The 21415-nt window shown below is 40.4% G+C and carries 16 protein-coding genes; 2 read left to right on the top strand and 14 right to left on the bottom strand.

What is annotated here, in order from left to right:
- Nucleotides 1–53: 53 nt before the first annotated feature.
- Both ptsP and rppH read right to left on the bottom strand, forming a co-directional pair.
- A complete protein-coding gene (gene ptsP, locus AAEY57_RS03655; protein ID WP_350606380.1) occupies nucleotides 54–2318 on the bottom strand; it encodes a phosphoenolpyruvate--protein phosphotransferase in 2265 nt (754 codons plus the stop codon).
- Between the two features lie 23 nt (nucleotides 2319–2341).
- The gene (gene rppH / locus AAEY57_RS03650; RefSeq protein ID WP_013465620.1) at nucleotides 2342–2860 is read right to left on the bottom strand and encodes an RNA pyrophosphohydrolase; all 519 of its coding nucleotides are present in this window, start codon (nucleotides 2858–2860) and stop codon (nucleotides 2342–2344) included.
- A gap of 529 nt (nucleotides 2861–3389) precedes the next feature.
- On the opposite strand from rppH, the gene mutH reads away from it, so the two are divergent.
- Nucleotides 3390–4061, top strand: a complete 672-nt coding sequence (gene mutH, locus AAEY57_RS03645; protein ID WP_350606378.1) for a DNA mismatch repair endonuclease MutH — start codon at nucleotides 3390–3392, stop codon at nucleotides 4059–4061.
- A 13-nt stretch (nucleotides 4062–4074) separates the two neighbouring features.
- Here mutH and AAEY57_RS03640 read toward each other — a convergent pair whose 3' ends face one another.
- The 6 genes from AAEY57_RS03640 to rlmD all read right to left on the bottom strand — a co-directional run bounded on the left by AAEY57_RS03640 (nucleotide 4075) and on the right by rlmD (nucleotide 12676).
- Entirely contained in the window at nucleotides 4075–5049 is a 975-nt protein-coding gene (locus AAEY57_RS03640) for a prolyl hydroxylase family protein (RefSeq protein ID WP_290187462.1), read from the bottom strand.
- Nucleotides 5050–5192: 143 nt separating this feature from the next.
- A complete protein-coding gene (gene eno / locus AAEY57_RS03635; protein WP_350606375.1) occupies nucleotides 5193–6491 on the bottom strand; it encodes a phosphopyruvate hydratase in 1299 nt (432 codons plus the stop codon).
- A gap of 96 nt (nucleotides 6492–6587) precedes the next feature.
- Complete coding sequence (pyrG, locus tag AAEY57_RS03630) at nucleotides 6588–8222, bottom strand: CTP synthase (RefSeq protein WP_008111779.1); 1635 nt, start codon at nucleotides 8220–8222, stop codon at nucleotides 6588–6590.
- A gap of 161 nt (nucleotides 8223–8383) precedes the next feature.
- Nucleotides 8384–9205, bottom strand: a complete 822-nt coding sequence (gene mazG / locus AAEY57_RS03625; RefSeq protein ID WP_350606372.1) for a nucleoside triphosphate pyrophosphohydrolase — start codon at nucleotides 9203–9205, stop codon at nucleotides 8384–8386.
- Nucleotides 9186–11342: a GTP diphosphokinase gene (gene relA, locus AAEY57_RS03620; RefSeq protein ID WP_008111776.1), complete on the bottom strand. Its 2157-nt coding sequence runs from the start codon at nucleotides 11340–11342 to the stop codon at nucleotides 9186–9188. The genes mazG and relA overlap by 20 nt, the downstream gene beginning before the upstream one ends.
- Nucleotides 11343–11350: 8 nt before the next feature.
- Complete coding sequence (rlmD, locus tag AAEY57_RS03615; RefSeq protein ID WP_076918311.1) at nucleotides 11351–12676, bottom strand: 23S rRNA (uracil(1939)-C(5))-methyltransferase RlmD; 1326 nt, start codon at nucleotides 12674–12676, stop codon at nucleotides 11351–11353.
- 102 nt (nucleotides 12677–12778) lie between these two features.
- On the opposite strand from rlmD, the gene barA reads away from it, so the two are divergent.
- The gene (gene barA / locus AAEY57_RS03610; protein ID WP_350606424.1) at nucleotides 12779–15553 is read left to right on the top strand and encodes a two-component sensor histidine kinase BarA; all 2775 of its coding nucleotides are present in this window, start codon (nucleotides 12779–12781) and stop codon (nucleotides 15551–15553) included.
- Between the two features lie 29 nt (nucleotides 15554–15582).
- Here the strand turns inward: barA and pdxJ are convergent, their stop codons facing one another.
- Genes pdxJ through lepA form a run of 6 tightly spaced genes read right to left on the bottom strand, consistent with a single transcriptional unit; the run spans nucleotide 15583 to nucleotide 21390 of the window.
- The gene (pdxJ, locus tag AAEY57_RS03605) at nucleotides 15583–16314 is read right to left on the bottom strand and encodes a pyridoxine 5'-phosphate synthase (protein WP_008111769.1); all 732 of its coding nucleotides are present in this window, start codon (nucleotides 16312–16314) and stop codon (nucleotides 15583–15585) included.
- Between the two features lie 21 nt (nucleotides 16315–16335).
- Nucleotides 16336–17028, bottom strand: coding sequence for a DNA repair protein RecO (gene recO / locus AAEY57_RS03600; RefSeq protein ID WP_350606368.1), 693 nt, complete (start codon nucleotides 17026–17028; stop codon nucleotides 16336–16338).
- Between the two features lie 20 nt (nucleotides 17029–17048).
- A complete protein-coding gene (gene era / locus AAEY57_RS03595) occupies nucleotides 17049–17981 on the bottom strand; it encodes a GTPase Era (protein WP_008111765.1) in 933 nt (310 codons plus the stop codon).
- A complete protein-coding gene (rnc, locus tag AAEY57_RS03590) occupies nucleotides 17971–18648 on the bottom strand; it encodes a ribonuclease III (RefSeq protein ID WP_008111763.1) in 678 nt (225 codons plus the stop codon). The genes era and rnc overlap by 11 nt, the downstream gene beginning before the upstream one ends.
- Before the next feature lie 2 nt (nucleotides 18649–18650).
- On the bottom strand, nucleotides 18651–19586 hold the full coding sequence (gene lepB, locus AAEY57_RS03585; protein ID WP_350606365.1) for a signal peptidase I: 936 nt from the start codon (nucleotides 19584–19586) through the stop codon (nucleotides 18651–18653).
- Nucleotides 19587–19602: 16 nt separating this feature from the next.
- A complete protein-coding gene (gene lepA / locus AAEY57_RS03580; protein ID WP_008111760.1) occupies nucleotides 19603–21390 on the bottom strand; it encodes a translation elongation factor 4 in 1788 nt (595 codons plus the stop codon).
- Nucleotides 21391–21415: the final 25 nt, after the last annotated feature.

Raw genomic sequence — 21415 nt, 5'->3', positions numbered from 1 at the left:
TACACTTAAGAATATGTATATTTTAATTGATTATATAAACAATAACAGCTCTATCATTTAGGTGTATAAAATAAATTACCTAGCTGATGCTCTATCATAAAATTACGGGTTAAACGCAACACTTGTTTAGCATTGGGCTGTGCTAAACACTCGCTCAGTAATTGTTCCATGTCACTAACATTTAAGCGCCTAAGCACCCATTTCACTTTATTTAACGACGATAAGTTCATACTTAAACGTCTATAGCCCATGGCAATGAGTAATATTGCTCCCTCGGGATCGCCGCCAAGCTCACCACATAAACTAAAGGGCAATTCATAGTGCTCACATTCGCTGGCAATATTATTTAATACACGTAACACAGCTGGATGATAAGGATTGAATAAATCGGCCACACGGGCATTTGCTCTATCTACCGCTAATAAATACTGAGTTAAATCGTTACTACCCACTGAGCAAAAATCGACTTTTCTAGACCACTCTGGCAGCATAAATACACTTGAAGGTACCTCAAGCATAATGCCAATATCTGGCTTTTCTATTAATTGCTCAGGAAATGTTTCGCTTAACTCATAATAGGCTTGGTTATACAATGCCAGCGACTCTTCAACTTCATCAGTGCCACTGATCATAGGCAGCATTATTTTTAAATTACCTAAGCCAATATTCGCTTTGAGCATGGCTTTGAGCTGATCTAAAAAAAGCTCAGGATGATCTAGGCTAATTCTAATACCACGCCATCCTAAAAACGGGTTTTCTTCGGTAATATTAAAATAATCTAAAACTTTGTCGCCACCAATATCTAACGTTCGCATAACTACGGGGTTAGGATAATAGCTACTGAGTACTTCGCGATACCATTTTTCTTGTTCTTGTTGCGATGGAAACTGCCCTTTTTGCATAAACCACGCTTCGGTTCTGTAAAGACCAACACCATCACAAATATGGGCACTATTTTGTTGCGTATTAAGTTCAAGCCCTGCGTTGAGCAATAAACTAATATGCTCCCCGTCCAAGGTAATTGCAGGCAGTGATTGCTCTTCTAAAAAACGATTGTTGAGTAAGTTATCTTGATGTTGTAACTCGATATACTGATCAATAAGCATTTGCGAAGGCGAAATATATAAACGCCCAGCAAAAGCATCTAAAATCATTTCTTTGTTATCAAACTGCAGTAACGGTAAATCTTCAATACCCCAAATTGCAGGCACCCCCATTGCTCGCGTTAAAATAGAGGCATGGCTATTGGCTGAACCATTAATGCTTACCACACCTGCTAAACGCTCATTTGGCACTTCGGCTAACATCGCAGGAGTTAATGTGTGAGCGATGAGGATTGTGTTTTCAGGGTAGTCTTTTATTGCATGCTCAGTGTTCACTAAGTGATGAAGCACCCGTAAGCCAATGTCTTTAACATCAACCGCACGCTCTTTAATATAAGGGTCTTGCATTTCGTTAAACTGCGCAACTAAACGTTCAATCACAATTTTTAATGCACTTTTAGCACACCACCCTTCTTGTAATTGAGCCTCTACATTATGACCTAAACTTTTAGCATCCAATAATTGCTGATACACATCAAACACCGCCAACGCCTCTTGCGGTATGGTATCGCTTAATGTCATCGATAAAGTGCTAAATTCTTTGCGCGTTGCAGCAACCGCTTGCGTGAATAAACGGCGTTGTTCATTCACATCACTATTTTTAGTAAGCTCTATGGACTTAAAATTAAGTTTAGGAATAACAACAAAGGCTTTACCAATACTAATGCCTGGCGCACTAGACACCCCTTTTAAAACCGATGTTTGATGAGACGACTCATCTTGGCGCAATACTTCTTTTATTTCGGCATGCGCCAGCTGTGAAGCTAACTGCGCTGAGAGCGTAATTAAAAACGACTCTTCATCTTGAGAAAATACTCGAGCCATTTTCTGTTGCACAACAATAACGCCTAATACCTTTTTTTGATGAACAACAGGCACAGACAAAAAAGCGTTGTAGCCTTCTTCGTTCACTTCTGGGGAGAGTTTAAAGCGAGGATGCGATTTAGCAAACGCAATGTTAATCGCCTCTTCGCGCTGAGCAACTAGCCCAACAAGTCCTTCAGTAAAGCCAATTCTAAATTTACCCACCGCATCGGGGTTTAACCCTTCGCTGGCCATTAGTACAAAGTTATCTTGACTGTAATCGGCAAAATAAATGGAGCAGCACTGGGTATTCATGGCATCTTTTACCATTTTCACAAAGCACACTAACGCATCGTCTAAATTCGCTTGTTGCGAAACAGACTCAGCTATCGATCTGAGTGTTGCCAGCATACACTGCTCCTTTTTATGTAAAACTATCTTTTGCTTCGCCAATTGTCTTTTTGTTGCTCTCGCTTATTGAAGGGCATAGCAAAAGGAGCAAACTCTTTCATAACACGTCGATAAACATCCCGTTTAAACGATACTACCTGCCTTACTGGATACCAATAACTCACCCACCGCCAATCATCAAATTCAGGATGGTGCGTTTTTAGTAAATTTACATCTTCATCTTTACAGCGTAACTTCAGTAAAAACCATTTTTGTTTTTGCCCAATACACACCGGACTTGAGTCGCGGCGGATTAATCGTTTGGGTAATTTATAGCGTAACCAATGTTTTGAGCTTGCAACTATTTCTACATCTTCTGGTCGCAAACCTACTTCTTCGTGTAATTCACGGTACATAGTTTGTTCTGGTGTTTCACCATCATCAACACCGCCTTGGGGAAACTGCCAAGAATGTTGACCATAGCGTCTGGCCCAAAACACTTGCCCCTGATTATTGCAAATTACAATTCCGACATTGGCACGAAAACCTTCGGCATCAATCACCTTAGTGCCTCATTTGTAAGTCGATTTTTTATGATTGTTCCACATTAGCTGCAATACGGCAAATACTATTACGTACAAGCCCCGTTAACGTCCTCGGTTAAGGCAAATTAATAGCGAAATCCATTGCATGTGAATAACAAACAACACTGCCATGTATAAATACATAAAAACCACACTGTTTGTGCTGGTTACTCACAGCTTGTGCATAACTTTTGTAAAACACGCTCATTTAGCAAACAAATCCACAATACAAGATCTAAAAGGTGATGTTCTCCACAGAATCTGTGGATAAACATGTTTATACATCTGTATTTATCCTTACAACATTTATAGACCTTAATTAAAACTGAACACTAAAAACAAAAAAAACAATGCAGTTCAGTTACTTAGTTAAGCTTGGCGTTTTAAAACAGTGCATAAAATTGCACCACACACGGCACGAACAAAATTCAACCAACCGCTAAAGATATCCACTAACACACTAATTTGCTATCATGGCGTTGGTATTTATTCAACTAAAATAAACAGTATGCAACCTTTAAAACCTCATTCAATCAATCAATTAATGCAACGTGTCGATGCTATTGCAGGACTCACACTAGGACAACTCGCACAGCAGTACCACTTTAAAACGCCAGATGATTTATTGCGTGAAAAAGGCTGGACAGGTCAACTGATTGAGTATGTATTAGGCGCAAGTGCTGGGTCAAAACCGCTACCCGACTTTGAGGATTTAGGCATAGAGCTCAAAACATTGCCCATTTCATATAAAGGCAAACCATTAGAAACTACGTTTGTGTCGGTTACCCCACTAATGAATGTAACTGGCATGACCTGGCGCACAAGTAGCGTACGTAAAAAGTTGAATCATGTTTTATGGCTACCTATTTTAAGTGAGCGCGATATTGCTCCGTTTGATAGAATCATAGGCAGCGGCTTTTTGTGGCAACCCTCCCCCGCGCAAGATGCGCAATTACAGCGTGACTGGGAAGAACAAATGGAGCTTATAGCGCTTGGTCGGGTAGATGAAATATCAGGGCATTTAGGCGACGCCATGCAAATACGGCCAAAAGCAGCTAATAGCAAAGTAGTTACCGATGCCATAGGCCCCAACGGGCAAATTATACAAACCCTGCCCCGTGGCTTTTATTTGAAAACCAGTTTTACAAAAGAGATATTAAAACAGCAGTTTCAGTTGTAATTATTTGTCGGTATTAATTTTTGCACCAAATAGATTCGCGTAACCAAAAAGGTTTTTCTCGCATCCAAAGCGTACAAATCCACTTTTCACCTAATAATACGGGTTTTCCACTATGTACTGAGTTTTTATCTACCTGATTACCAATCATATTATTAAATTTAATTACTTGTCCTTGCTTGGCTTTAACACTTACATTCCAGTCTTTAAAGGCGGTTTCTCCACCTTCAAATCCGTCATTTAAATTTATAATACGTGTTCGCCGTCTTTGACCAAAAAAATTAAGTTCTTTTTTAGCATTTTCATTTGAAGGTGTAATAAAATCATAGTGCCATTTGTATTGCTGACCTTGAGTATAACGATAAATAATCATAGGCTCAGCATATGCTAAGTCAGCATAGTCGTCTGAACATATGATGCGCTGTAATATAGCTATTAAAATATTATCGACTGGTAATTGTGTTATAAGCTGCTCATTGTCTCTGATGTCTATAACTTTTTGTCTTGTAGAGTTTTCAGCATACACCCCAGCTAAATTTAAATTATTATTAGCAAGCTTTATAATCTCCTGCGCTAATTCATTTGTTAGTTGCGTTTCTAATGTTGTCACAGGTAATGATTGTTCAGAGGATTGAATATTCAATGGCATAATTAAGCCACTCCACAACCCTATTAAATCGGTTTCAATACCCTGCTGTATAGTCTTAGGAAGGCCTGATATATGTTTTTCAAAGTTAATTGTTACTTGCGGATCAGCAGTTCGGATTGGCCAAAAGTGAGATAAAACCTTAAGAGCTTCAATTTTATGATACTTAGCTAAGCATAAAACAATGGCTAGCTCCTGAGAAGAAGTTGATGATGAAACCGCATGACATAACCAGTAGTGAACAAATTCAGGAGCTGTTAGCGCAAAAGACACTATTTCTTGTTTTGGAGGAAGCGTGCCATGATATTTGGCATTTATGAGGTGAGTAACATAGTTCTTTTTCATAATCATTTTATTGTTATTTTTAACACGCTCCTAAAGTAACAATAAATTTACAAACAATAAACCACCCACCTGTTATATTTGCATTTATGATTAAAAATCCCCGCATAAGCGAGGATTTTTATAATTTTAAACAAATTAAAGAATTACTGGCCTTTAACTTCTTTTAAACCATTGTACGGTGCTTTAGCGCCTAATTGCTCTTCAATACGAAGCAATTGGTTGTACTTAGCAACACGGTCTGAACGGCTTAATGAACCTGTTTTGATCTGGCCTGCAGCTGTACCTACCGCTAAATCAGCAATGGTTGCATCTTCAGTTTCACCAGAGCGATGAGAAATAACCACTGTAAAACCAGCATCTTTCGCCATTTTGATTGCCGCTAACGTTTCTGTTAGTGAACCAATTTGGTTAAATTTAATTAAGATTGAGTTAGCAATACCATTGTCGATACCGCGTTTTAAAATCTTAGTATTGGTTACGAATAAGTCATCACCCACTAATTGAACTTTATCGCCCATTAGTTTAGTTTGGTGTGCAAAGCCATCCCAGTCAGACTCATCTAAGCCATCTTCAATTGATACAATTGGGTATTGCTCAGTTAAATCTTTTAAGAAGTGGTTAAACTCTTCAGATGTGAATTGCTTGCCTTCACCTTTAAGGTCATAGATATTTGCTTCTTTATTGTAAAACTCAGAGGCCGCACAATCCAGTGCAAGGGTAATATCTTTACCAAGCTCATAACCGGCATTTGCAACAGCCACTTTAATGGCTGCAAGCGCAGCTTCATTTGATGCAAGGTTTGGTGCAAAACCGCCTTCGTCACCTACAGCTGTTGAATGACCATCTGCTTTAAGTACTTTAGCCAGACTATGGAATACTTCAGCACCCATACGTAATGCTTCACGGAAATTAGTAGCGCCAACAGGTTGAATCATGAATTCTTGAATATCAACAGAGTTATCAGCATGCTCACCACCATTGATAATATTCATCATCGGAAGTGGCATAGAGTAAACACCTGGCGTGCCATTTAAGTCAGCAATGTGCTCATAAAGCTCTACTTTTTTAAATTGCGCGGCTGCTTTTGCGGTAGCGAGTGATACTGCTAAGATTGCGTTAGCACCTAATTTTTCTTTATTTTCGGTACCATCTAAATCAAGCATTACTTGGTCTACATCACTTTGAGCAAGTGCATTTTGACCTTTCAGTGCTGCTGCAATTTCATTATTAATGAAACCTACGGCTTTTAATACGCCTTTACCTAAATAACGAGTTTTATCACCATCACGTAATTCTAATGCTTCGCGAGTTCCTGTAGATGCACCTGATGGTGCAGCAGCACGGCCCCATGAACCATCAGCTAAATACACTTCAGCTTCTACAGTTGGGTTACCACGCGAGTCCATAATTTCACGACCGATTACTTTTACGATTTCTGACATCTTGATTCCTCTATATTCCCAAAATGGTGAGTACGGCTAACCTAGGCTAGCCTTAGAAACAAAAAAGGCCGCGCAATATGCACAGCCTTTTTTAAATTACGAAGACGCTTTTTGATAGGTATGAGCCGCAGCTACAAACCCTTCAAATAGCGGGTGACCATCACGTGGCGTTGAAGTGAATTCCGGATGGAATTGCGCTGCAATAAACCAAGGGTGATCTTTGTTCTCAATAATCTCTACTAGTTTTTTATCTTCAGATAAACCAGTAAAGCTTAAACCTGCTTGCTCAAGCTGTGCAACGAAGTTGTTGTTAACTTCGTAACGGTGACGGTGACGTTCAACAATTTCGTCGCTGCCATACACGTCATGTACTTTAGAGCCAGGTGTTAAATGACATTTTTGTGCGCCTAAACGCATAGTGCCACCTAAATCAGATTTTTCGTCACGTAATTCAACATTACCTTCAGCATCTAACCACTCAGTGATTAAACCAACCACTGGCGAGTCTGAGTTTGCGTTAAATTCAGTTGAATTTGCATCAACTAAACCGGCAACATTTCGTGCGTATTCAATAAGCGCAACCTGCATACCTAAACAAATACCTAAGTAAGGCACTTTGTTTTCACGAGCATATTTTGCCGCTAAAATCTTACCTTCAACACCACGACCACCAAAACCACCTGGCACTAAAATAGCATCTAAGCGAGAAAGAACATCCGTTCCTTTGGTTTCTAAGTCTTGTGAATCAACGTATTGAATATTAATAGTTAAACGATTTTTTAATCCTGCATGTTTTAATGCTTCGTTTACTGATTTGTATGCATCTGGTAATTCAATGTACTTACCTACCATGCCAATCGTCACTTCACCTGTTGGGTTAGACTCTTGGTATAATACTTGTTCCCACTCAGCTAAATCAGCTTCAGGCGCGTCTAAATGAAAACGGCGACATACAAAGTTATCTAACTCTTGCGATTTTAATAGCGCAGGAATTTTATAAATACTGTCTACATCAGGTAGTGAAATAACTGCTTTTTCTTCAACATTTGTGAACAATGCAATTTTTGCACGCTCGTTATTTGGCAGCTTACGGTCTGAGCGACAAATAAGAATATCTGGTTGAATACCTACCGAGCGTAACTCTTTAACTGAGTGCTGAGTTGGTTTTGTTTTCACTTCACCGGCAGGGCCTAAGAATGGCACTAAGGTTAAGTGAATAAAAAGTGCGCGTTCACGACCAATTTCTGTACCCATTTGACGAATTGCTTCGATAAATGGTTGTGATTCAATATCGCCTACCGTACCACCAATTTCAACGATTGCTATATCATGGCCTTCAGCGCCATCATAAACACGTTGCTTAATGTCATTGGTAATATGAGGAATAACCTGAATAGTTGCGCCAAGATATTCACCACGTCTTTCACGACGTAGTACATCTTCATATACACGCCCTTGCGTAAAGTTATTACGGCTGGTCATTTTGGTGCGAATAAAACGTTCGTAGTGACCTAAATCAAGGTCCGTTTCTGCGCCGTCTTCGGTAACGTATACTTCACCGTGTTGAATTGGGCTCATTGTGCCTGGGTCAACGTTGATGTAAGGATCCAGCTTTAGAATGGTAACATCTAAGCCACGGGCTTCTAAAATAGCGGCCAATGATGCTGCTGCAATACCTTTACCCAACGAAGAAACAACTCCGCCAGTAACGAAGATAAATTTTGTACTCATGCGAACCCTAGAATATCAGGAATTAAAAGGAATATAATACCCAAACAAGTGATTTTGGAATATAAACAAGACGGGGCGAAATTGTACCAAAACATGGCTGAGCAATCCAGCTATAAATGGCAAATCTGTGCACAAAAAACAGACATTTTTTATGTCCCTATTTATTTAATTTTTTTTATCGCATCCCATGCCGCATCCATTTCCTCTAAAGACGCAGACTCAATACATTTACCCTGGGCAATTAAGTAATTCTGCACCTTTTCAAATCGTGCAGAAAACTTATCGTTGGCACTGCGAAGCAATTGTTCTGGATCACGTTTAACATGGCGCGCTACATTCACGGTAGCAAACAACAAATCACCTAGCTCTTCTGCTGTATGCGCTGAGTACGGGTTATGAGCTAAGGCTTCTTTCACTTCCTCAACCTCTTCACTCACTTTATCTATAGCTCCATGATAAGTAGGCCAATCAAAACCTAAAGCGGCTACACATTGTTGAATTTTTTTAGCTTTTGTTAAGCTAGGTAAACTGTTTGGTATATCTTGCCATAGTGCTGAGCTTTCATCTTGGGGTTTAGTAGCACGCTCTTGTGCTTTTATTGCTTGCCACTGCGCGGCTAATTCGGCATCAGTTGTGGGTGTGTCTTGCGCTGTAAATACATGCGGATGACGACGCACTAGCTTTTCATTTAACTGGGCCACCACATCATTAAAATTAAATAATTGCTGCTCTTGCGCTAGTTGCGCATAAAACACGATTTGAAATAACAGATCACCTAGCTCACCTTTGAGTTCACTTAAATCGCCGCGCTCAATACAATCAGCCACTTCATAAGCCTCTTCAAGGGTATGAGGTACGATTGACGCAAACGTTTGCTTGAGATCCCAAGGGCATCCGCCCTCAGGGTTTCTTAGTGTTTGCATTATTTCCAGCAGTTGGCTTAAAGCCTCATTATTAGCCTGATTACTGCCCTCGTTTTGCACTGTGTACCCCTTCGATCTGATGTAGCTTAGACAGCACTTTGTTTGTGCCCTGTAAGTCATGTACCTCAATTTGCATCACAAAAATAGCTGTTTGTGTGCTATCAACCGTGTTTACGTTCATATTGAGCACATTAACTTTTTCATTGGCCAGTGCAGAACTGATGTCACGAATTAGCCCAGAACGATCACTGGCTTCAATACGAATAGTTAACGCATAAGAGCTACTAATATCATCTGACCAACTTACTGAAATAACGCGTTCTGGGTGCTTGCTTTTTAAATTACTAAACGAGTCACAATCCTCTCGGTGCACCGCAATACCGCGCCCTTGAGTAATATAACCAATGATTTCATCACCAGGTACTGGGCGACAACAACGAGCAACATGGCTCATTAAACTGCCGACCCCATCAACCACAATACCGTTTTTATCACCGGTCACTTTACTAGGCGATTTGAAACGAATTACCGGCTCATGCTCTGTTCTGTCGGTAATAAAGTTAAGCATTTGGTTAAGGCGAATATCGCCTGCGCCAATGGCGACCATTAAGTCATCAAGCTCTCTAAAGTTAAACCGCTTTATAGCGGGATCTAAATCTTTATAAGTTAGCTCTAATTTTTGTAACTCGTTATCAAGAATCTCTTTACCCGCGCTTAAATTTTTATCGCGGTCGAGCTGTTTAAACCAATGGTGGATTTTGGCTCTAGCGCGAGACGATTTAATATAACCCAGCGACGGGTTTAACCAATCACGGCTTGGGTTTGGCTGCTTTTGGGTTAATATTTCAACTTGGTCACCAGTGCTTAACTGATGAGTAAATGGCACTATTTTGCCAAATATTTTTGCACCAATACATCTATGCCCTACATTGGAGTGAATGTAGTAAGCAAAATCAAGAGGTGTTGCCCCTAGCGGTAAGTCAAAAATATCGCCTCGAGGGGTAAACACATACACACGATCTTCAACCACTTGGTTTTTAAGCTCTTGTGCTAAATCGCTGCCATCAACCACTTCTTCTTGCCATTGCAGTAATTTACGCAACCAGCTAATTTTTTGCTCATAGCCTGAACCACGCCCTGGTAATGCGCCTTCTTTGTACATCCAATGCGCGGCGACACCCAGCTCTGCATCTTGATGCATGTCGTGTGTTCGTATTTGAATTTCAACGGTTTTACCCTCAGGACCAAACACAACCGTATGAATAGATTGATAGCCATTTTGTTTTGGGGTCGCAACGTAATCGTCAAACTCTTTATTTAAATGACGCCAATTAGTATGCACTATGCCTAGGGCGCCGTAGCAATCTTGTAATCGTTCAACCACAATTCGCATGGCGCGTATATCAAATAGCTGATCAAACTCGTAGTTCTTTTTCGCCATTTTTTTATAAATGCTGTAGATATGTTTTGGCCTGCCGTACACCTCAGCTTTAATGCCAGCTTCATGGAGGCGTTGTTTTACTTGCTCAACCATATCAGCCATATACGCTTCACGGGCAAGGCGCTTATCATCAAGTTGCTTAGCAATATTTTTATAAATATCTGGATGCAAATACCGAAAAGCTAAATCCTCTAGCTCCCACTTTAATTGGCCAATACCAAGACGATTCGCAAGCGGTGCAAATATATCAGCGGTTTCTTTAGCGGCAATCACTCGCTCTTCTTCTGCGGCGTCTTTTACGTTGCGTAAATGGCAAACCTGCTCGGCTAATTTAATTACCACAGCGCGCACATCTTCCACCATGGCAAGCAGCATCCGGCGAATATTATCAACCTGAACTGTACCGTTACCTTGGTGAGCTAAGGTGCTAATGGTCGCCATTTGTGACACACCTGTAAGCAGCACTGCAACATGGTTACCTAAATGCTCTTCTACCGCATCAATGCTCACTACATCATTTAAATAATAAGGCGTTAAGTAGGCGGTGGCTAAAGAGTCAGCATCTAAATTTAGCTCAACTAAAATCTCCACCATTTCTATGGCGGTATTTTGTCGCTCGCTGTTATCACAAGCTTGGCAAAGCTGCTGCGCCTTGTTGAGTAAGCTGATTTTTTCTTGTGACAAACCAAGAGATTCTACGCGTGAAAAAAAATCCCCCGCTTTATCATGTTGATGAGATTGACGTGTCGCTACCATAATGCGCTTTACCTCCGTTGAAATAACGCCATAGTTTCGATATGCCCCGTGTGAGGAAACATATTCATTAGCCCTATTTTATTCAACTCAAAGCCGGCTTGCGAAATAATAGCGCTGTCACGGGCTAAAGTAACAGGGTCGCAAGAGACATATAAAATCGCTTTAAACTGCGTTAATGGAAGCTGTTCTAAAACTGCCATAGCACCAGTGCGTGAGGGGTCGAGCACTAAAACATCTAATTCTTTATTAAACCATGGCGCTTTTTTAATGCTAGTGGTTAAATCAAAGCAATGAAACTGAGTATTAGTAATAGAGTTAGTGTGCGCATTTTGCGTTGCTAATGCAACCGCCGAAGCCACGCCTTCAATTCCCGTTACTGTTTTAGCCTGTTTGGCTAGCACTAAAGAGAAGTTACCAATACCACAAAATAAATCCAGAACATTTTCATCGCCTTGAAGTGCTAACCACTTTGCAGCTTGAATTAACATCGCTTGATTTACACTCGCGTTAACCTGGATAAAGTTACTGAGCCCAAACTCAAACGTTATATTTAGCTGTTCAAGCTTATAAAATGGCATAGCTAAATGTGAATGATCAATGGTGTCACTGTCACTTTGCCACACTAATTGCCAATTATGAGCTGTTACACTTTGCTCAACAAACGCTTTATCTGTGGGCGAAATCGCTTTGGTATGACGAATAACAATAAAATATTGTTCATCAGCGGCACATAACTGTAAATGACTAATACTGTGCAGCGTCTTGTGTTGATTAATGACTTTATCAAATACATTAAATACATCGGCAAATACGTCACTTAATACTGGGCACTGATTAATACTAACAATGCTTTTAGAGCCACGTGCCCTATAGCCTACCCGCATTTTTTTTGCGGCCTTGTCGAACATAACAGCAACCCGAGCACTGCGTCGATAATGAGTTGCTTGGCTTTGCAGCGGGGCTTGCCAGTTTAAATCGGTTAATTTTGCAAACTTGGCAAATAATTGATTCACCGCAGCTTGCTTTTCAATTACCTGTTGTGTGGTATCTAAATGCTGTAGCTGGCAACCACCGCATTGGCTGTAGTGTTCACAAATAGGCGCTGTGCGATATTCACTAGCTTTAATTATTTTAAGCGTATCAGCTTGGCTGTAACGTGCTTTATCATCAACCAACTTAGCTTTTACTCGCTCACCAGGTAATGCTCCACTAACAAAACACACTTTATTATTGTACTTAGCAATACCACGGCCATGGTGATCCATTGCTGTAATATCGAGTTCTAGCGATTGCTGTTGTAGTGGTTTTTTCTTTGCTTTAAATATTTGTGCCATGAGGCATTACCTTAAAGGTTGATGAATTACGTCTCTACTTTGAGAATAGCTATGAGTATGTATATACTCACATTTAATAAAAATGATAATAATGCTCAGATTATGACCAAACTAGGCTTGCGCGATTCTGTTTTAACACTCACCCTGATCCCCACAGTGATCATTGGGCTTTTACTAGGTGGTTATTTTACAATAAATCGTTACATTGAGCTTGATGAAATTTTATATCAACAAGGCACAACGATTGCTGAGCCTTTAGCGATTGCCCTTGAACAACCTTTACTGGAAAAAAATAAAAAACTACTTAATCGCGTGATTCGTTATACACATAACAAACACTCACCGGCGATTAAATCAATTGCTATTTTTAATGATAACAACCAACTTATTATAACCAGTAATTATCATCGCTCGTTCGATACCTTAATTGAGCAAACACAAATAGACAGTTTTAAAGCCACACATGTTCAGCAAACTGAAGAGTTAGTGACTTTTTTTACCCCTATTATTAATCACACAACACCTAATAGCGATTGGAATACCTCTGAGTTTCAGACCACATTAGGTACCGTAGTGATCCAACTTAATCGCGACAAAGCTGTTATTGGTCAGCAACGCGCATTATTAGTCAGCGGTATTATTATTATTCTTGCCTTAGTATTAGCAGCTATTTTAGCACTAAAACTTAGCCGTATGTTTATGACACCGCTAAATAAGTTAGTACTTGCTACCGACAGGTTAATTGAAGGGAAAAGACAAACAGGGTTAACTGAGCCCATGAATGGTGAGTTTGAACTATTGCGTGAAGGACTCAATACCATATCCCACTCTATGGTGATGCAAAAAGACGAAATGCAAAAAAATATTGATCAAGCAACTAGTGATTACCGCGAAACGCTTGAGCAATACGAAACACAAAATATACAGCTCACTATGGCTAAAAAAGAAGCCCAAGATGCTAACCGCGTTAAGTCTGACTTTTTAGCAAAAATGAGTCATGAATTGCGCACACCACTTAATGGGGTTATTGGCTTTACTCGCCAGCTTTATAAAACACCGCTAAATAAAAACCAAAAAGATTACCTTGATACCATTGAGCTTTCAGCAAACAGCTTACTGACCATTATTAGCGATATATTAGACTTCTCCAAATTAGAAGCGGGTGCTATGGAGCTTGAATCAATTCAATTTCAATTACGCGATAGCGTAAACGAAGTGATGACATTACTGGCACCTAGCGCTCACGACAAACAACTTGAGCTCTCTATTTATATAAACCCTCAGGTGCCCGATCACTTAACCGGCGACCCCACTCGATTTAAACAAGTACTTATTAACTTGTTAAGTAACGCTATAAAATTTACTGAAAAAGGCGCCATTAAAGTCGATATTAGCCATCGTTTGTTGGATGAGGAGCGTACTTCCATTTTAGTGTCGGTGGCTGACACCGGGGTGGGTATTCCTGCCGATAAACAAGACGCGTTATTTACCGCCTTTGGCCAAGCCGACTCCAGTATCACCCGTAAATTTGGTGGCACTGGCTTAGGGCTTATTATTACTAAACATATTGTTGAAGCTATGAATGGCCGTATTACCTTAAATTCAGCTCCAGGTAGTGGCACATGCTTTACTTTTAATGGCGTATTTAGATTACCAAATCATGTATTTATCAACGATTTGCCTACCCAGTCATTAATTGGTAAACGTGTTCTTTATCTAGAGCCACATAAACATACTCATCATGCCGTACTTTCATTATTACAAGAGTGGAAAATCAGCGTCACCCCATGTCATAGCGAAAGTGAATTTTTAGAGTGTATCGAGAAATCAGAGATTAATTTTGATATATGCCTTATTGGTCACATGGCATCGGTTGACGATATGCAGCGCTTAAAAAGCTATGTAAAAGCGGTTAGGGAATCAACCGATTATTTATATTTAATGCTTAATACTGTATCGCATAATATGCGTGAAGCTTTTATAGGCAGCGGCGCAGATGCCTGTTTAAGTAAACCGCTCAACCATCGTAAATTATGTGAGTTATTAGCCGCACCATATCGACTTGATCACCCGGCGCATAACATAGATCAGCATGAACAAACTCTACTGCCATTAAAGGTATTAGTGGTAGATGATAACGACGCTAATTTAAAATTAATATACACCCTACTAAATGAACAGGTTGAATTGATTGATACTGCCCATAATGGTTCACAAGCTTACAGCTTAAGTAAAAGTCATAAATATGATGTGATTTTTATGGATATTCAAATGCCGATAATGGATGGCATTACAGCCTGTAAACTCATTAAAGAGTCATCTTTAAATGAAGATACACCTATTATTGCCGTAACGGCGCATGCACTTAATAGTGAAAAAGAACAATTATTAAAAGATGGCTTTGAAGGCTATTTAACCAAGCCAATTGACGAAGATATGCTCAATCAAATTATTTGCGATCATAGCCCGCAATTACCTGTAAGCCGTGATAAGTCAAAAAGCAGATTTGAACATAGCACAGCACCTTTTGATAGCACTCGGCTTGATTGGACGTTGGCACTGCAACGTGCAGGCGGTAAGCCTGAATTAGCCAATGAAATGCTTAACATGTTGTTATTAAGCGTGCCTGAAACCCTAAACTTATTAAATCAAGCAATCGTCAGTAATGATTGCCATCAAGTACTCAGCGTGATCCATAAGTTTCATGGAGCGTGTTGCTACACCGGCGTACCAAAGCTAAAAACCTTAGCTGAAACGATCGAAACATCACTAAAAAATGAATGCGTACTTGATAATATAGAGCCCGAACTGTTTGAACTTCAAGACGAGCTGGAAAACTTACTTGTTGATGCCAAAATTGATATCACTAATAAATAAGCTCGTCTTTGATGTTGTTTTTTATGATTCTAAGCGCGTGCTTCAAGCATTAAGCGTTTCATGTCACGCACCGCTTTGTCTAAACCATCAATCGCTGCACGGGCAATAATAGCGTGACCAATATTAAGCTCGTAAATCTCTGGCATCGCTGCAATTGGCTTCACGTTGTGATAATGCAAACCATGGCCGGCATTGACAATTAAGCCAATACTCGCTGCATACTTAACGCCTTGGCGGATGTGCTCAAGCTCTTTTGCGGTGTCTTCATCATTAGTTGCATCTGCATAGGCCCCAGTATGAATTTCAACATAAGGTGCACCACAGGTTTTTGCCGCATCTAACTGCGCTTTATCAGCATCTATAAACAGTGATACTTTAATACCGGCTTGCGTTAGGGTTTTAGTCGCTGCGGCTATTTTATCAATATTACCCGCTACATCTAAGCCACCTTCGGTAGTAAGCTCTTCACGTTTTTCAGGTACTAAGCATACATATTCAGGTTTAACCTCAAGTGCAATCGCAATCATTTCATCGGTTACTGCGGTTTCTAGATTCATGCGTGTTTGAATGGTTTTAGCCATCACATACACATCGCGGTCTTGAATGTGTCTGCGGTCTTCGCGTAAATGAATCGTAATGCCATCTGCACCGGCATGTTCTGCAACACTGGCTGCATGGGCTGGATCTGGGTAAGAAGTACCTCGAGCTTGGCGAAGCGTTGCAATATGATCTACGTTCACGCCTAGAAGAATATCTTTCATGTTTGTACCTGTGAAATTTGTTTATTGAGAGGCCGTAAATAATTCACGACTTTTTAATGGCTTGTTGCCCAACAATGGTTTTAATAAATAACGACTTAATTGCTTTGCCATATATAACACATCCGCTTGGCTAAAGTCATGATTTGCTATGGCATTGAGTTGTGAACCAGTAAACCCAGAACGCGAGTCATGTTGCACTGAAAACCCTACTTCTGCGAAGTAGCTATACGTTTGTACCTCGTCAATTGGCTCACCGTCAGCGTCAAAACTAAAATCGACTCCATATCCTAGCAGCTCTAACAGTTGAAATTCATAAGAACGCAGTACCGCTTGCATGTCACTACCGCTATTAAGGTTTTCTAGGTGAGTTTTATAAAGTTGAAAAACTTGATCAATGGGCTCATTAATCGGCACAATGCGATTAGTTAGCTCATTTAAATAAAAGCCACAGTAAAGCTTATCACCGGTTAAAAATAACGGATTACCATGAAGCTCAAATTTATTGATGTACTTTAAATCGTATTTGCCATTGTAATGGACGAGTAAGGCTTGAAATGGTTGGAGTTGGGCTTTGTATTTAGTGGCCTGGCGGCCACTAACTCGTGCGAGCATTCTAAGCTGACCAACGCCTTCTACCAGCATATCTAACATTACTTGCGAGTCACTGTAGGGACGTCGGTGTAATAAATAGGCTTTGTAAAAGTCGCTGTCCATATTAGGCTATTCGATACTTATTAATCTTCACCGTAGCCTAAGCTTCTTAAGGCACGTTCATCGTCAGCCCAGCCCGATTTTACTTTAACCCATAATTCTAAAAATACTTTATTTTCAAGCATTTCTTCTAGGTCTTTACGCGCTTCACGGCCGATCACTTTTAGCTTTTCGCCTTTGTTACCGATAACCATCCGCTTTTGCGTTTCACGCTCAACCAAAATAAGGCCATTGATGTGCCAAATACCGTTTTCTTGCCATTTAAACTGCTCTATTTCCACAGTCACTGAATACGGTAACTCTTCACCCATAAAGCGCATTAGCTTTTCACGGATAACTTCAGCAGCCATAAAGCGCATTGAGCGGTCAGTAACGTAGTCGTCTGGAAAATAAAATTCGCACGGCGGTAAGCGTTTAGTCACTTCATCTTTGATCAGGTTAATGTTTTTACCCTGAGTCGCAGATACAGGCATAATGCCTATAAAATCAAACTTATCGCCTAACCACTTCATATGTGGCAGTACAAGGTCGCGATCTTTCACTTGGTCAATTTTGTTAATAACTAACAATACCGGCTTGCCACTTTGGCTCACTTTGTTAAGTACCATCTCGTCATCGGCATTCCAATGAGTGCCTTCAACAACAAAAATAATCAGTTCAACATCGCCAATTGAGCTCGACGCTGCACGGTTCATTAAACGGTTAATGGCGCGTTTTTCTTCAACGTGAAGACCTGGGGTATCTACGTACACCGCTTGGTGTTTACCCTCAGTATGAATACCCATAATACGATGGCGCGTGGTTTGTGGCTTACGTGAGGTAATACTGACTTTTTGCTCAATAATTTCATTAAGCAAGGTTGATTTACCCACATTAGGACGGCCAACAATCGCAACCATGCCACAAAATGTGTCTATTTCGCCTTCATGAGGCTGTATTAAGGTATCAAGATTCATTTTTAAGTATCTTCAATGCTTTTTCGGCCGCTTTTTGTTCGGCTTTACGCCTTGAGCTGCCAACAGAAATAATGCTATCCATTCCATCAACGATACATTCAACCGTGAATGTTTGATTGTGTGCCTGACCTTTAGTATCTACTACAGTATAGCCAGGTAATGATAGCTTACGAGCTTGCAAATACTCTTGCAGCAGGGTCTTAGGATCTTTTTGATTAAGCCCTGGTGAAATAGCATCTAAACGTGATTCATACCACGCTAAAATAAGCTCGCCGCAGCGATCAATATTTGAATCTAAAAATACAGCACCAATTATGGCTTCAACTGCATCTGCAAGGGTCGACTCGCGTCTAAACCCGCCACTTTTTAGCTCGCCTGGGCCTAAACGCAGGTAATCACCTAGCTCAAACTCAAGGCCAAATTCAGCTAACGTCTGGCCGCGAACTAAAGTCGAACGCATGCGGCTTAAATCGCCTTCACGTGCTTTAGGAAATTTAGCGTACAAGGCATTGGCAATTACAAAACTCAAAATCGAGTCGCCCAAAAATTCGAGTCGCTCGTTGTGTTGACCTTTGTGGCTGCGATGCGTCATTGCTTGCTCAAGTAGGCCTTGATCAGCAAATGTGTAGCCAATTCTTTTGTATAACTCTGTTACATTTTTTTTCATTGTTACTGAATATTACCTAGGCGTTCAAAACGAACACCAGTTGGAACCCATCCTGGTAAAATGTCATCTGGGCCATTATCAAATTCAAAACTCATCCATATAAAGACAGCTTTACCCACCAAGTTTTCTTTTGGTACAAAGCCCCAAAAGCGACTATCTTGGCTGTTATCGCGATTGTCACCCATCATAAAGTAATGATCAGCAGGCACCACCCATTCATCCGCAGGAGTGCCCAATTGCTGGTAGTAACGCCCTTTTCGTTCAGGCGATTTTGGGTTAATTAAAATATCATGGCTAGACGTAGTTAAATCTTCATTTAAACGCGCTAAAGCCATTGGGCCTTGCTTAAATTCATTATCATTAATTAATTTAAAATCAATTTTATTGAATTCATTACAAAGAAGTGCGCCCTTTTGAACTTCGCCTTCTTCGCATTTTGGTTGAATATATAAACGCTTATCACGATAAACAATTTTATCGCCAGGTAAACCTATAGCACGTTTAATATAGTCCACTCTCTCATCTAACGGGTATTTAAAAACAACAATATCGCCACGCTCTGGTTCGCTCACATCCACTAACTGGCTGCGCCATACTGGGTCTTTAATTCCATAAGAATACTTTTGCACTAAAATAAAATCGCCTACTAATAAGGTTGGCATCATTGAACCCGATGGGATCTGAAACGGCTCAAAAATAAACGATCTAAAAATAGTGATAGCAGCAATCATCGGAAAAATCGACTTTGCTGTTTCAGTAATGACTGGCTCAGGCGCAATCAATGCTGCGGTTTCTTCATCAAGTTGGCCACCGGCAGAAGTTTGTGCAATTGCCAAACGCTCCTGCCTTTTAGGGGCAAACATTAAGTGATCTATTAACCATATAAGGCCTGAGCCTAAGGTTAATAACACCAATAAAACTGAAAAGTAGCCAGCCATTTATTATCCTTTATTTTTATTTACCAACTTTTAAAATGGCTAAGAACGCTTCTTGAGGCACTTCAACATTACCAAGTTGCTTCATTCGCTTTTTACCATCTTTTTGTTTTTGAAGTAATTTTTTCTTACGACTCACGTCACCACCGTAACACTTCGCGATTACGTTTTTACGTAGTTGCTTTACAGTTGTACGGGCGATTACATGCTGACCAATTGCTGCCTGAATCGCAATATCAAACATTTGACGCGGTATAAGCTCTTTTAACGCATCAGCAAGCTGACGACCACGAGACTGCGCGCTTTCGCGGTGTACAATAATAGCTAGAGCATCGACGCGCTCGCCATTAATAAGTATATCTACACGTACCATGTCTGAGGTTTGGAAGTGCTTAAAGTTATAATCAAGCGACGCAAAACCACGACTGGTTGATTTTAACTTATCAAAGAAATCCATTACCACTTCAGCCATTGGCAGTTCATACGTTACTGCAACTTGCTTGCCGTGATAGCTCATTTTAGTTTGCATACCGCGCTTATCAACACATAACGTGATTACGCTTCCCAAGTACTCTTGTGGTACTAAAATGTTTGCTTCTACTACTGGCTCACGTATTTCTAAAATATCGTTTACGGCTGGTAGGTCAGACGGGTTATCTATTTGTGTAGTACCCTCTTTAGTCACTACCTCATAAATAACCGTTGGTGCTGTGGTGATTAAGTCAATGTCGTATTCACGCTCTAAACGCTCTTGAATAATTTCCATGTGCAGCATACCTAAGAAGCCACAACGGAAACCAAACCCTAACGCGGTTGAATTTTCTGGTTCAAAGAATAACGACGCATCGTTTAAGCTTAGTTTGTTAAGTGCATCACGGAACGACTCGTAATCATCTGACGCAATTGGGAACATGCCCGCGTAGACTTGTGGTTTAATTTTCTGAAAACCAGGTAAGCGCAGTGGTGCCGCATTTTTTTGATGAGTAATAGTATCGCCTACTGGTGCACCGTGTATTTCTTTAATACCGGCAATAACAAACCCTACTTCACCTGTGCGTAAAACACCGGTGTTAGTTTGTTTAGGCGTAAAAATACCCACATGATCTGCGGTATGTACGTTCTCGTTTGACATGATTTTAATTTTGTCACCAGCGCGAAGTTCGCCATGTTTGATACGCACTAGCGATACAACGCCTTGGTATGGGTCAAACCAAGAATCGATAATTAGCGCTTGTAATGGTGCGTCTTTATCACCAACTGGTGGTGGTACATCTTTAACGATCATTTCAAGTACTTCAGCAATACCCACACCTGTTTTGGCGCTACATTGCACAGCATCAAGGGCATCAATACCAATAATGTCTTCAATTTCTTCGGCTACACGTAATGGATCGGCTTGCGGTAAATCAATTTTATTCAGAACCGGTATAACTTCTAAGTCCATTTCAATGGCGGTATAACAGTTGGCTAATGTTTGTGCTTCAACACCTTGGCCGGCATCAACAACCAATAATGCGCCTTCACACGCTGCTAGTGAGCGTGATACTTCATAAGTAAAGTCAACGTGCCCAGGAGTGTCGATAAAGTTGAGCTGGTACGTTTCACCATCGTTTGCTTTGTAGTTTAACGTTACACTTTGCGCCTTAATGGTAATGCCACGTTCACGTTCAATATCCATTGAATCTAGAACCTGTTTCTGCATTTCACGGTCGGTTAAACCACCACAAACTTGGATCAAACGGTCAGAAAGGGTCGATTTACCATGGTCAATGTGGGCGATGATCGAAAAATTACGGATATGCTTCATAAACTGGATTCTAAACTTCTATTTT

This window comes from Pseudoalteromonas sp. MER144-MNA-CIBAN-0113, assembly GCF_040308965.1.
GTDB lineage: Bacteria > Pseudomonadota > Gammaproteobacteria > Enterobacterales > Alteromonadaceae > Pseudoalteromonas > Pseudoalteromonas tetraodonis.
The sequence above is the reverse complement of the archived record's forward strand: the minus strand, read 5'-3'. Positions and strand labels throughout refer to the sequence as shown.

Excerpts from the sequence above, each read along its gene's own strand:
- ptsP (WP_350606380.1), bottom strand. The coding sequence starts at position 2,318 with ATGCTGGCAACACTCAGATCGATAGCTGAGTCTGTTTCGCAACAAGCG.
- mutH (WP_350606378.1), top strand. The coding sequence starts at position 3,390 with ATGCAACCTTTAAAACCTCATTCAATCAATCAATTAATGCAACGTGTC.
- AAEY57_RS03640 (WP_290187462.1), bottom strand. The coding sequence starts at position 5,049 with ATGAAAAAGAACTATGTTACTCACCTCATAAATGCCAAATATCATGGC.
- eno (WP_350606375.1), bottom strand. The coding sequence starts at position 6,491 with ATGTCAGAAATCGTAAAAGTAATCGGTCGTGAAATTATGGACTCGCGT.
- pyrG (WP_008111779.1), bottom strand. The coding sequence starts at position 8,222 with ATGAGTACAAAATTTATCTTCGTTACTGGCGGAGTTGTTTCTTCGTTG.
- relA (WP_008111776.1), bottom strand. The coding sequence starts at position 11,342 with ATGGTAGCGACACGTCAATCTCATCAACATGATAAAGCGGGGGATTTT.
- rlmD (WP_076918311.1), bottom strand. The coding sequence starts at position 12,676 with ATGGCACAAATATTTAAAGCAAAGAAAAAACCACTACAACAGCAATCG.
- barA (WP_350606424.1), top strand. The coding sequence starts at position 12,779 with ATGACCAAACTAGGCTTGCGCGATTCTGTTTTAACACTCACCCTGATC.
- pdxJ (WP_008111769.1), bottom strand. The coding sequence starts at position 16,314 with ATGAAAGATATTCTTCTAGGCGTGAACGTAGATCATATTGCAACGCTT.
- recO (WP_350606368.1), bottom strand. The coding sequence starts at position 17,028 with ATGGACAGCGACTTTTACAAAGCCTATTTATTACACCGACGTCCCTAC.
- era (WP_008111765.1), bottom strand. The coding sequence starts at position 17,981 with ATGAATCTTGATACCTTAATACAGCCTCATGAAGGCGAAATAGACACA.
- rnc (WP_008111763.1), bottom strand. The coding sequence starts at position 18,648 with ATGAAAAAAAATGTAACAGAGTTATACAAAAGAATTGGCTACACATTT.
- lepB (WP_350606365.1), bottom strand. The coding sequence starts at position 19,586 with ATGGCTGGCTACTTTTCAGTTTTATTGGTGTTATTAACCTTAGGCTCA.
- lepA (WP_008111760.1), bottom strand. The coding sequence starts at position 21,390 with ATGAAGCATATCCGTAATTTTTCGATCATCGCCCACATTGACCATGGT.